Here is a 12,715-nt window from a genome sequence, read left to right as displayed (position 1 = left end):
GGTGAACCAGGGGCCGGCAAGACATTCGCCCTTCGGGCGTTTAAGGAATCCCTGAATCCGTCACTGTATCACGTCGTTTATTTTCCATTGTCAACGGGAAGCGTGATGGACTTTTATCGCGGCCTTGCCTTCGGGCTCGGGGAAGAGCCGAAATACCGCAAGGTCGACTTGTTTTATCAAATCCAACAAGGGATCGAGCGCTTGTATCATGAACAACGGGTAACGTCAGTGTTCATCCTCGATGAAATGCATTTAGCGAAGGATGCCTTTCTGCAGGATATCGCGATCCTGTTCAACTTTCACATGGACTCAACGAATCCGTTTGTCTTGATTTTGGCGGGGCTGCCCCATTTACAGGCAAAACTACGGTTGAATCAACACCGTCCGCTTCACCAACGAATCATCATGCGATACCAGATGGGGCCTCTTGATAAGGAAGAAGTGGTAGGATATATCGAACACCGCCTGAAACAGGCGGGGGCGAAACACCCGATTTTTACCCCAGCTGCCTTAGAAGCGATCGCCCTGCAGTCGCAGGGGTGGCCGCGGATCATCAACAACCTCGCCACCACTTGCCTGTTATACGGCGCTCAATTAAAAAAACATATGATTGACGAAGACATTGTGCGTATGGCAGCCGAAGAAATGGGGTACTGACACAGCAGGGGCTGATCGGCCCCTGTTATGTTTCATCCCGATCCATCCTCATTCTAGTTAATCATCCGAAATAATGTGCAAACGTTCGGAAATAATCTGCAAAACCTGGAATAATTCGCAAAGATTTTGCACATTATTTCCGAATCCGTCCGAAATAATTTGAAAAAGGGATTCTGAAATAATGTGCTAATTTACANTCTAGTTAATCATCCGAAATAATGTGCAAACGTTCGGAAATAATCTGCAAAACCTGGAATAATTCGCAAAGATTTTGCACATTATTTCCGAATCCGTCCGAAATAATTTGAAAAAGGGATTCTGAAATAATGTGCTAATTTACAGAGTAAAGGTTGCTACGATAGCCCGGAAGCTGGGAATTACTCAAGCTGAGATTGAAAATTATTTTGTTCATCCTGATATTCCTTTTGACATTATCAAACAAGCCCGTGAAAATGAAGGGAGTTTGATAAACATAGAAAATAAACATAGAAAAAATTCGCAAATTGCCAATCCATTCAATGCTTAAACACAAGTTATATCAGCGAGCAGTATTACCAAAAAGGCATCTTGCCCGATTAACAACAGATAAGTTACAAAAAATAAAATGGTTACTAAAAAGGAACTACTTTAATGATTTAGGAAAAGAAGATCAATGGGAGATGTTGCAACAAGCTTTGGATTACAGGGGAACATTAGAAAATACATGGGATTTGGATATTGAACGAAGATTGAAACGAATGTCTCAGGGGGAGTTAATATTAAAATTTACGTTCAATCCGGACTCCTATAACAATGACCTAAATTCTACAGATCTTATGATGAATTAATGGGATTTTAATTTTAAAGCCAAGCATTTTCAACACTTTGAAGTGAGAATCATTAATGTAGCCTCGCTTTTTATACTTTATCGATGGACATTGCGATTGTGTTAACATTTATTAAACATGAAAAAGACATCAGTTATAATGTTGCTGTAGATTGGTATTAGGATTAAATAAAATAATGAGTATTCGGATTTTGTGGTGGAAAGTCGTTCTCAAGTATTGCTTTCGTTATCCACCTATGCCGCATTCGCGGCACCACAGATGGATGATGGAAAAAACGCTGTTCTTACATGGAGCAAAACAAATGATGTGAAGAAATTGCTGCACTACCGAAGAACAAAATGAAGTTTGCTGCGATGCTCACTGCTGTGAGTAAATAGAAATGGGAAACGAGGATTCCAAAAGGAACCCCCGTTTCTTTTTGTTTCTTAAAGGTTTTGTTGTATTTTAATATGTATTGTAGGAATTGTAAAACACTTTGAATAACTTATTAAATGATAAATGAAAAGGAGGTATTCTTATATTTCCAATTGTATACTTTGTTCCTATATCATTAATCATTTTGTTAAACCTTTTGTATTGCAGCGCACTATATCTAATAGTTAGACAAATAAAACATAATAATCATCTTTGGACTGAAGCGAAGATTACCAATGCTGCCGCTTTTGTAGGAATACTCGTATACCATGCGGTTTATCTTTTTTTAACACCGGTGAAAAACAATGTAATTTGGGTTTCTTTATTTATCAGTTTTCTAAATATTGTTTTATCCACGTTGTTTACACTAATAACAATAAGTAAAAAATTTAACTGAGGCTGTAATCAAGTTAAAAATTAAAGGGATTACCCCAGGCAATATAGATAACCAAATTCCCGCGATAATGTTAATACGTCTCAGAGAAATGACACGCTTTAGATAATCTCTTGATAGTGGCTTTGCATTTTTTGGATAGTACCTTAAAATTAATTTCAATGAAGCATTATCTGCAAATTTTTCATCAATAAACTTTTCTCTACTAGCTATAATAGATATTACAAGTGGTATAATACTACAGATAAATAGAAAGAACATAGTCAAATTTCCGTTATGAATGTTTTGCCATATGTAAATTGAAACAAATAATCCCAGTATTACTGAAAGAGGGTAAAGCCAGCGATTAAAAAGCCTAAGCCGCCGAAATCTCTTTTTATGTTTATTATTGTTTAGAAAATGTGCCACTTCATGGGCAGCTACTTGAAGACTTGTGATACTTGTACCATAGTAAACATCTTTGGATAAGTAGATTTTGGATAGTCCATTAGGTTTATAATCCAAATAACTGTATTTTTTTCTGCCTTTCGCATCTGGAATTTCTTCTACTTTCCACTTTTCACTTGGAATGTTTTTATTTGTTAGAATCAATTTTGCGAATTTTTCACCGTTTATCACAACAAGTCCTCCTTTAAACAAGATATTACTTATTATAACTTATCATTGTAACTACTAGGATTGTTATGAATAGCCGACTAACAAAAACGTTGATAAAACTCAAACCATACGTAATACAAGGTTTGAGCTCTTTAAAAATGTATACTACAAAGAGATAGTTCCTTCGGTGGATAAAACAAGACAGTATTTTATTGCTTGCTCCGATGTCGATTGGAATGATGGAAAAGGGTTGAGGGAAAAAGTCATTTATATCCTTGTCATCCGAAAAGGGCAGCTAAAGTATTACCCAGCGCATATTCTACCTGAAGATATTGATGAAGTTTTTGCGGCGGTAAACAGGCTCAAAGTTAAAGCCCTTTCGTAAAATGGAAATATTACTGAAAGTAGAGAGGGAATAGGAAAACATGGTGTTGTCTCTTCGTTATGGTCACCATGCCGAAGAATATATTATCACGTTTATCTTCAGTGTTAAAGAGATAAAAAATGAAACCATTTACGTTACACTTGTTCCGGGATCGATTTCAAAAAGATATCGGTCTTTTATTTTTTTCTATGTATTTTGTTGGGAAAGTAAAAACTCAACATAAATGTAAAATAAACTTTTTCCATATTAGTAGGAAATAAACCCCAATATTTTACAAATAAAATACTATATGTAGTAATTATATTGTAAAAAAATAATGAAATATTGTTTTTTTAAAAATGACTGGAAAATTTGTTGATTTTTTAATTGGAAAAAATTATAATAAATTCACTGATATACGAATGTGTGTTTCTAATCCGAAAGAACGATTAACTATCTCATCAATTAGGAAAAGAGGTGCTTTATGGCAAATTTACAATCATATTTTAATAGTTTCCATGATGCAATTAAACTTGATTATGACGACAACAAAGAATTAAGAGACAAACGGGATGAATTATTAGAAATATTAAAGGCGAATATGCCTTCAGATGCTGGATCTTTTGAAATCTTTCATCAAGGTAGTTATGCTATGTACACAGGAGTCAAGCCACTGGATGACGGCGACTATGACATTGATGTGGGACTGCTGTTCAATATTTCTAAAGATGATTACCCTAACCCTGTTACTGTGAAAAAATGGGTCTATGATGCTCTAACCAAAGATTATGAAGATGTCGAAATGAAAAAGCCTTGCGTTACAGTGAAGTTTAAAGCGGAAGGCGAAGATGAACGGAATTACCATGTAGATTTTGCCGTTTACGCAGACTATGAATCTGATGAAAAAACTTATCTGGCAAAAGGCAAGTTAAACAGCAACGCTGAAAATCGTTATTGGGAAGAGTCTGACCCGAAAACATTGGTAAATGACATTAAGAATCATTTTACAGATAGTGAAGACAGAAAGCAGTTCAGACGGGTTATTCGATATTTAAAAAGATGGAAGGACATCAAATTTAAAGGACAGGTAAATCGTCCATCGGGGATTGGATTAACCGTTGCTGGGTTAACGCACTTCCAACCAAAATATACCTATGATGGTTTTACTAATACAAAGAATTATAAGGATTTGGACGCTATAGAATCATTTGTTCAAAGTATGTTGAATGCTTTCGCTTGGGTTTTCAACGAGGAAAATGAGCTTGAAGAAAGATTGCAAGTTTATCTTCCTACACCACCTTACAACGATATTTACGAAAAAATGACCGGGAAACAGATGACCGATTTTAAAGAGAAGCTCCAATGTTTATTGGACAAGCTCCAACAAGCGAAAAATGAAGCGGACCCAGTAGTAGCCTGCAAGTTGTTACAAGAGGAATTTGGGGATGACTTCCCAGTTCCTGAAGAGTCAACTACCGCTCAAAAAAGAGGACCAGCAATCATTGTAGACCATTCTTCTGCATGAGGTGAATAGATGAGAGAGCTTGAAGAAACTATAGAATATGGTTTACATGAATTATTTTCTTCAGTAAAGAGAATACCGAGCTACGAAGTGAATAGTAAACGAGGACCGTTTCAAGCTGCTTTCGAGGGTTCTTTTGCTATTGAAGGTAAAATGGTTACTATGCAGGTGGCACTCCCGAAACGATTCCCATTAGAAAAGCCTATGTTTTTCCTGAAGAACCCAAAAGCTTTAGGGTTTCTCCCGCATATTGAGAAAGATGGTTTCATTTGTTATTCCCACGATGAGGGGTTGCTTTTAGACCAGAGCAACCCCTCCGGCATTATAAAAGAAGCCTTTCATCGTGCAGAAACCACGTTAAGAGATGGAATTTTAAAAAGGAATCAAGCTGATTTTCTTAAAGAATTTGAATCGTTTTGGTCAAGACAAGAAAAGACGCAAAGAGTGGATACCCTTTTCTCGCCTAGCGATACTTTTGAAAAAATGATGGTGTTTATGGATGAAAAAACAGGAAAAACCGTTATAGTTGACAACTTGGATAGTGGAACAAAGAGATATCTGCAGACGCTTTATAAATGTGACGTGTTAAAGGACTTTCGATCTTACAGTGGTATATACATCCCATTAAGGGAAGGTACCAATATAAAACCTCCGGCGTATTGGGAATTTTGGGACATCAAACAGATAAGAAAAATGATTTTTGATAACATTACCAGCTCCACCAAGAGGAAACTCAATTCTTATTTAAAGAAACGGATGTTTAAAAGAAACGATAGAGAATATGTGCTTATTTCTATCCCACTAGAGAAAGGACAAAAGATTCTCTTTGGTATTTTGTTCTCTGATTTTAAAAAGAGGGGAAATGTAAAAAGGAGTTATCCCTTCCAACATCCATTAAAGAAAGCGCAATCTGCCTTTTCTATTACCCCGTTAACGATTAAGCGACATGATAGAGAATATCTATTAAATCGTACCATTGGGAATAATCGATTAATTGGAAAGAAAGTCACGCTGATTGGTCTAGGGTCTTTGGGGAGTAGGATTGCTTTTGAGTTGGCGAGAGCAGGTGTTACATCCTTTACCTTGATTGATAAAGATGTATTGGATGTGGATAATATTTACCGCCATGAGTTGGGAGCAAAGAGTTTATATTGGCGTTTAGAAAATCGATTTTCTACTATTTCAAAAGCCGAGGCACTGACTATGGAATTATATAATCATTTTCCAAGTCTCAATATTGAGTATGAAATAGCGGATGTTCTTGACCTAATGGAAGAAGATAGGCAACTTATAATAAATTCTGACTTGATTATCGTTGCATTAGGTTCTCCAACGGTTGAGTTGTATTTGAACGAACAGTTTCACCAAATGGGAGGCGCACCACCTGTCATCTATGCTTGGCTAGACCCTTTAGGCATAGGCGGACATTCTTTACTTACGAAGAACCAGCAGAACGGGGGATGCTTTCGATGTTTATTTACACATCCTGATGATGCCAACCACTTAATTCCCAATAAAGCATCCTTTGCTGCTCCTGACCAATTTTTTGGAAAGACCTTGGCAGGTTGTGAATCGGTTTTTACGCCTTACGGTTCAATGGATGCCTTACAAACGGCAATTATTGCCACTCGATTAGCTGTGAAAACCTTGAATGGAGAAGAAAAAGGAAATCCGCTTCTTTCATGGAAAGGCGATGCTACTGAGCTTTTGTCTCAAGGATTTAGGGTAAGCAAAAGATATGAGTTATCTAGTGAACAACTTTTTGACTCTAGATATCAATATAAAGTAGAACATTGTCCAGTATGTGGAAATGGGGAAACAAGATGATTTTTAAGGGGGAAACCGAAGGATTATTGAAGTTAAGCGAAAAAGTGGTTTCTGTGTTTCATCAATATCGTCAAGTGAGCAGAAATGATAAAGAAGCAGGGGGCGTTTTATTAGGGCGGTTTATCCAAAACTCAGAAGATGTTGTTGTAGACTGGGTAACGGTGCCTATGGAACGAGATGTTCGTAAACGCTATTTTTTTCAAAAGTGTAGAGAAGACCACCAAAGGATAATCCATGCTGTTTGGGAAGAAAGTGACGGGACATGCAATTATCTAGGGGAATGGCACACCCACCCCGAACCACATCCTATCCCATCACCTCACGACCTGAGAGAATGGAAAAAGGTCCTAAAAGATACCATTTGTGATTCCGATAAATTATTCTTTATCATCGTAGGAACTAAATCAGTAGACGTCTGGGTTGGACTTAGACCCAATTTGGAAATAAAAAAACTAACGAGGTGCTGATAACATGGCTAGAGATGCATTTAAATTATCGACCATTGATGATAGAGCTCTTTGGGTGGCTTCCGGTGGAATGTGTGCAAAATGCAAAAGAGTATTAATCTTTGATGATATTGAAAGAAAAGTCAATCTTGGCGAAAGAGCACATATTATCGGTAAGGGAGACGGGAAAAATGCACCGCGGCGTGAATTTGCTGAGGAGTATGGTATCACTGAGGAAAACATCGACTCATTAATGAATCTGATGCTCATGTGTAAAGAATGTCACCATATAATTGACACCAATGTAAAGCAATATCCACCGGATGTTTTGTTTGACATGAAAGAAAAACACGAGTCATGGGTGATGAGTCGTTTATCGCAAAATAAGAAAGCGATAGCAGTGTTACACAAAAGAAAAAACAGCATCCCTCTTGATACTATCTTACTTTCAGATGAAATTGATACATTAATTTTGGATGCTGTAGCCATTCAAGAGGAATTTACGGATTTCTCTCCTGAAGGTTGGGAATTAGCCAAAAAAGAAAATGAAGAGTTTTTTCAAAAGATTGTCCAGTCGAAAAGAGAATATACAGGAGCTTATCTCTATATTTTTCCTTTATCTCCGATTCCATTGCTAATTCATTTGGGTAAATTAATTTCTGATACTGTTCCAGCAGTGGTTTTCCAGTTCGACAGGGATAGTCAGAAATGGTGCTTAGAAGATGAAAGTAAAGATTCTATCCCGCAAAAAGTTATCATAAGCCAAACGGATGAAGTGCATGAATCCCTGGTAGTAACAGTTCAGGTGAGCGGAACGATAACAGAGGAATTGATAAAAGAAGCGGTAGGAACAGCTTATCAACACTTGGATATTCGTATAGAAAATCCTCAATTAAATTCCGTATTATACAATCATGACGTAACAAACATCAAACGTGCATTTCGTAAAGAACTCTATAGACTAAACGACTTACATCATTATAAAGAAATTCACTTATTTTATTATGGACCCGCTGGGCTCGCTTTTGAGCTAGGACGTTGTGTGAATGATAATATTTTGCCAGAAATCCATTTATATGAATACAGTAATAGGAACGAGAAAAAGTATATGAGAGCGTTTAGCATTTGATGATGTTTAGATTTGTCAGAGGGTTACTAATACGAGTGACGAATGTTGAAAAATTATTTAATAAATGTATGTGATAAAATCAAGCAAGAAACTTTTTTTGGGGGAGAGTTTTGGAAGTTAATACTGAACGTTTATTAATTGTTCCATGTACTTTAGAGAATTACTATAAATTATCCAATCAATATGATATGGGACCTCAATATTGAAATGTATTTGGAGCAGTTAAAGAGAGATTCTTCCGTTAAAGGTTGGGGTGTTTGGTTTGTCATACTTAGGGAGAATAATCAAGTTATTGGTGATATTGGATTCAAGGGAAAGCCTAATGACCGAAAGACAGTGGAGATAGGGTATGGTATCATTCCGGCTGCACAAAATAAAGGTTTTGCAACAGAAGCAGTTCAAGGACTAATTGATTGGGCATTTTCTTCTGGACAAGTAGAGAAAGTTATTGCCGAATGTTTAGAAGACAACGTTGCATCTATCAGGGTTCTTGAAAAGGTAGGAATGGAAAGAACTTCTGCTAAAGATGAAATGTTATATTGGGAATTAGAGAAACCTTTTAAGTAACGAAATCAAATTTTGGAGAGCATAAGGGGTATTAATAAAACATACCAACGGGAATCATTAATTAAATGAAAGGAGACAAGAAAAAGCATGACCGTCAATTTTTACGACGGTCTTTTACATATCCAAAAAATCAACATTAAAATTTAACAGAGCCAAAAACAAAATAAATGATTTTTCTAATGGGTGCGATGCCTAAATAAGACATCGACTATTTTATTCAACCTCAATGGAAGAACGAGTTAACTTCCATCATCTGTATTGAAGCTCGCTTCATGGTCGGCTAACGGAGCGGGTTAGTGTGAAGTAGGTCTAGGAAAGGTAAAACAAATAGAAAAGGGTGATTATTTTGTCTATTAGGGAGCAATTTGTAAATATTGACGGACAATGGGCTTACATTGGGCAACCTAAAAAATCGAATGGTTATGGCGTTATTTTTTTAGGTGGATCTATTGCCTTTGTATCAAACAATAGTAGTGATTGGCATGAAAATTTAAATAAAAAAGCATTATTTCACTCTTTATTGGAAGAGGGGTACACAATCGGTTATTCCAATGCTCATGGGGCGAATTTTGGAAATGATAAAGCCCTACAAGACATCAAAAATTTACATGAGTATATGGTGAAAGAAACAGGAATTAATTATTCTGTTCATTTGTTTCCGATTAGCATGGGAGGTCTGCTCGCTTTAAGATTAATGAGAAACGTTGATTTTGTTCGATCAGTTGCATTTTCACAGCCACTTTTAAACGTAAAAGAACAGAGAAAATACGAAAATGATTATATTAAGAAGAATAATTTAGACATGGACGACCCAATGGGACATGCAATTGCTTTATCGCATGAAATTGATTATAGTACCGTAGATGCATATATTGATAAATCGTTTGATCTTGAAAAACTTGCATTAGCTCCTATTCCGTGTAAAATTTGGCACGGCACGGGAGATACAAATGTTCCTGTTGAAATCAATGCATTCAGGTGAAAAAAATGGCTATTTTAAATGACTTATTTGTGATACCAGAAGCAAGAGAGCAAAAACTAGGTGAGAAACTGTTTCAAACATGCTTGTCTTATATAAGAGAGAATGATTTTGCCTACATGACATGGGAAACTGCAAAGGATAATTTAGTTGCTCAATCTCTTTACAACAAAATGGGTGGTCAATTGTCTGAATGGTTAGTTTATGAAATCAGTTAGTGTATCGAAAATTTGCCACTTACACAATCTGTTGGATCACTTCATTCGGAGCAGGTGCCGTGTCGGCAACCTGATTGACATATTTCAAAATTGCCTTCATCTCTTTTCTTTAACATAAGGAGAATTCGGATTGATCATTACTACTCCCAACCCTTTTGACCAGATATCTGTTTTATAAGATCCCGGTTCAATCAAAACTACATGAACGCCATACGGTAGTATCTCTAAACGCAAAGACTCGCTGAATCCTTCCACCGCAAACTTGGATGCCACATAAGGTCCCATAGAGGGAATCCGATTCATCCACTGATACTGCTTATATTCACAATCTTGCCGCTTCTGCGCTCCCTCATCGATGGCAAAACCGCTTTCGTTACTGCCACCAAGCCGAAAAAATTGGTTTCAAATTGCCGGCGCCATTCTTCAACAGCAAGTTCCTCCGTGAAGCCGCCCGCTGCATAACCCGCATTGTTCACTAACAGATTAATTCGTCCGTAACGGTGAATCACATCCTAGATCACCGTTTCCACGGCGGAAAAATCGGTCACATCCAATTGGACAATTTCAATCCGATCTGTTACACCCGCTTCTTTCGCCGCCGCTTCCAGCCGTCCTCTGTTATCCAAATCTCTCATTGAAGCCAGAACGCGATAACCTTCGCCGGCAAGTGCCACACTTATCAGCAAACCAAAGCCGCTTGAAGCTCCTGTAACAAACGCAACAGGTTGTTTGTCAAAAGTCTGATTCACAAGATTCCCTCCATCTATTAATTATTTTTAACACTGCCTTTTTCGAAATATATAGAGAGATAATCATAACTGACTTTTCTGCACCGGCAATATCCTCCCAAAATTTTTTAAAGAAATCTGCCCCATCAACAAGTTTTGACAATTCCTGTTCCCCCCTAATGAATACTTTTTATTGGAATGTATCATGAAAATAATGGAACAGATTTCGTAAAATAAATTTTGCTTCTTTTGTGGATGTATGTAGCATTTATTTTATTAATTGTCTTTTTGGAATATGTCCAATCGCTTTTGTTTGTAGGTTGTTTTAATTTTTAAAAAGTATTAATTTTCTTAAGTTTTTTTAAACAAAAAAATCATTTTCGAAATATGCTAAAATTAATCTGAAAATATATTTGGGTCTTCACCATTTTCTGTGATTTCCACTCAACCCCAGAAATATGTTAGCTGGATGAAATCGGTTCATCAGTCAGGATCCTTCTTCCGCATACAGACCACGAAGTTGGTAGAATGGAAACAGTCAAGTGCTTTCCTTGACGGGTTNGGGTCTTCACCATTTTCTGTGATTTCCACTCAACCCCAGAAATATGTTAGCTGGATGAAATCGGTTCATCAGTCAGGATCCTTCTTCCGCATACAGACCACGAAGTTGGTAGAATGGAAACAGTCAAGTGCTTTCCTTGACGGGTTCCATTCTACCAACTATCATACCGATAGCGGAAGAAGAGAGCGCTTAAGCAGCCTGACTACCTGTAGTGTTCCCTGTACACTCCAGAAATACACGCAAACGAAACCGTTCTCGATTTCGATAGCCATATGCCCGGCGTTTGATGTTTTTGATCTTGTGATTCGTCCCCTCGATTCGGGCATTGGTATATGGGCACAAAAAGTAGGAAAGAATCGGCTCCTTCCACCTTTCAAGCGTGTTGGCTGCTTCCTGAAAAGAAGCAAAAGGGCTCTGTTTAGCTAACTGAATCCATTCTTCCAAGCGTTCCTTTGCTTCGTTATATCCATCGGTTCGGTAAAAATCCCGAAACAACTCTTTCAGATAATAAGCAATGGAGAGTACCGGATACTCCTCCAAGATATCGTCTAATCGACGCCGTTGGTCCTTACGAAGCTTTTCACAGCCTTTTAAGAGAAGATATCGAGCCTTTTTCAATGGAGAAAATTCCTTTCTTGCTTGATCCAAGGCTTGGGTCACTTTTTGAACCACATGGTACTTATCGATGACAATCGAAGCAGATGGAAACAGGGCGCGAACCGCCTTATGATAAGGTTCCCACATGTCAAGAATCACCGTTTGGACCATTTCTTTCGACAGGATATTTTGGCTCAACAAGTTGATGGCGGAGTCACATTGGCGATCGGCATGCATTCCCATGACCGATCCGGCTTTGGCATCCATCAATACGGTTTCATACTGATGTCCCTTTTTTACCGCGATTTCATCTAAGCTAAGCACCATCTCTTCTTGAGAAGATGCTTCTATCGCTGTTTGACGCTCTTTTGCTTTTTTCGATGCAATGAAGTAATAGATGCGCTCCAATGTCGTATATGGGATGCGGTGCTTTCGGCTAACCTCTTGAATGGTGGAGCCTTCACAAAGTTCATACAAGTACTCACAAAATCGATTGGTGTAGTGTTGATTGGGTTGAATCGATTCCAAAGAGGCGGAAAACACTTGGGAACAATTCCAGCACCGATAGCGCTTTACCTTTACGAACAAGTACACCGGTTGATGGAAAATCGCCAAATCCCGTACTTTTCTTGTCCGTCTGTCGTGGACAGAGGAAGTGGCAAACCCACAATGAGGGCAGCGTTCCTGTGTCTCTGTTTTCTCTACATGAATCGCATAACCATAGGAAAGAAGTTCTTGTTTAATCACTTTAAATTCTGGCAATCCTAGTGGTATCGAAAGCACTTACGAGACCTCCTTAATGTTGATTTCACCGCTAACATTATTGCCAGGATCTCGTCAGTGCTTTCTCTTTTTTGTCACTAAATCACAAAATTTGGTGATGAACC

Annotated in this window: 12 protein-coding genes and 2 pseudogenes; 10 read left to right on the top strand and 4 right to left on the bottom strand. The window is 37.7% G+C overall.

Going from position 1 to position 12,715, the window contains the following annotated elements; all coding sequences use genetic code 11:
* Together T260_RS01000000137940 and T260_RS1000000138280 are read left to right on the top strand one after the other, a co-directional pair.
* Positions 1-657: ExeA family protein (locus T260_RS01000000137940; RefSeq protein ID WP_236620426.1), on the top strand; the 657-nt coding region annotated here is incomplete at its 5' end.
* A gap of 328 nt (positions 658-985) precedes the next feature.
* The gene (locus tag T260_RS1000000138280) at positions 986-1,183 is read left to right on the top strand and encodes a hypothetical protein (protein ID WP_023633902.1); all 198 of its coding nucleotides are present in this window, start codon (positions 986-988) and stop codon (positions 1,181-1,183) included.
* Positions 1,184-2,265: 1,082 nt separating this feature from the next.
* Here the strand turns inward: T260_RS1000000138280 and T260_RS130705 are convergent.
* Entirely contained in the window at positions 2,266-2,910 is a 645-nt protein-coding gene (locus tag T260_RS130705; protein WP_023633900.1) for a zinc metallopeptidase, read from the bottom strand.
* A 166-nt stretch (positions 2,911-3,076) separates the two neighbouring features.
* Here T260_RS130705 and T260_RS0120125 point away from each other — a divergent pair, with 166 nt between their 5' ends.
* From T260_RS0120125 to T260_RS130735, 8 genes and pseudogenes are all read left to right on the top strand, one after another.
* A complete protein-coding gene (locus tag T260_RS0120125) occupies positions 3,077-3,274 on the top strand; it encodes a hypothetical protein (protein ID WP_023633899.1) in 198 nt (65 codons plus the stop codon).
* 463 nt (positions 3,275-3,737) lie between these two features.
* The gene (locus tag T260_RS130710; protein ID WP_023633898.1) at positions 3,738-4,778 is read left to right on the top strand and encodes a nucleotidyltransferase domain-containing protein; all 1,041 of its coding nucleotides are present in this window, start codon (positions 3,738-3,740) and stop codon (positions 4,776-4,778) included.
* 9 nt (positions 4,779-4,787) lie between these two features.
* On the top strand, positions 4,788-6,602 hold the full coding sequence (locus T260_RS130715; protein ID WP_023633897.1) for an E2/UBC family protein: 1,815 nt from the start codon (positions 4,788-4,790) through the stop codon (positions 6,600-6,602).
* Positions 6,599-7,069: a Mov34/MPN/PAD-1 family protein gene (locus tag T260_RS130720; RefSeq protein WP_013876920.1), complete on the top strand. Its 471-nt coding sequence runs from the start codon at positions 6,599-6,601 to the stop codon at positions 7,067-7,069. The genes T260_RS130715 and T260_RS130720 overlap by 4 nt, the downstream gene beginning before the upstream one ends.
* A 4-nt stretch (positions 7,070-7,073) precedes the next feature.
* The gene (locus T260_RS130725) at positions 7,074-8,177 is read left to right on the top strand and encodes an SAVED domain-containing protein (protein WP_023633896.1); all 1,104 of its coding nucleotides are present in this window, start codon (positions 7,074-7,076) and stop codon (positions 8,175-8,177) included.
* A gap of 110 nt (positions 8,178-8,287) precedes the next feature.
* Positions 8,288-8,744: pseudogene (locus tag T260_RS01000000137930) on the top strand (GNAT family N-acetyltransferase).
* A gap of 346 nt (positions 8,745-9,090) precedes the next feature.
* A complete protein-coding gene (locus T260_RS130730; protein WP_023633895.1) occupies positions 9,091-9,726 on the top strand; it encodes an alpha/beta hydrolase family protein in 636 nt (211 codons plus the stop codon).
* 5 nt (positions 9,727-9,731) lie between these two features.
* The gene (locus T260_RS130735; protein WP_023633894.1) at positions 9,732-9,941 is read left to right on the top strand and encodes a GNAT family N-acetyltransferase; all 210 of its coding nucleotides are present in this window, start codon (positions 9,732-9,734) and stop codon (positions 9,939-9,941) included.
* A 22-nt stretch (positions 9,942-9,963) separates the two neighbouring features.
* Here the strand turns inward: T260_RS130735 and T260_RS01000000137925 are convergent.
* From T260_RS01000000137925 to T260_RS130740, 3 genes and pseudogenes are all read right to left on the bottom strand, one after another.
* Positions 9,964-10,690, bottom strand: a pseudogene (locus T260_RS01000000137925) (SDR family oxidoreductase); the annotation flags it as partial.
* Positions 10,674-10,832: a phospholipase D-like domain-containing protein gene (locus T260_RS1000000139810; protein ID WP_023633892.1), complete on the bottom strand. Its 159-nt coding sequence runs from the start codon at positions 10,830-10,832 to the stop codon at positions 10,674-10,676. The gene T260_RS1000000139810 and the pseudogene T260_RS01000000137925, both read right to left, overlap by 17 nt.
* A gap of 588 nt (positions 10,833-11,420) precedes the next feature.
* A complete protein-coding gene (locus tag T260_RS130740) occupies positions 11,421-12,611 on the bottom strand; it encodes an ISL3 family transposase (RefSeq protein WP_023633891.1) in 1,191 nt (396 codons plus the stop codon).
* Between the last annotated feature and the right edge of the window lie 104 nt (positions 12,612-12,715).

Source organism: Geobacillus thermopakistaniensis, assembly GCF_000498995.1.
GTDB lineage: Bacteria > Bacillota > Bacilli > Bacillales > Anoxybacillaceae > Geobacillus > Geobacillus thermoleovorans.
Note: the sequence above shows the minus strand (reverse complement) of the source record. Positions and strands in the feature narration are given on the sequence as shown.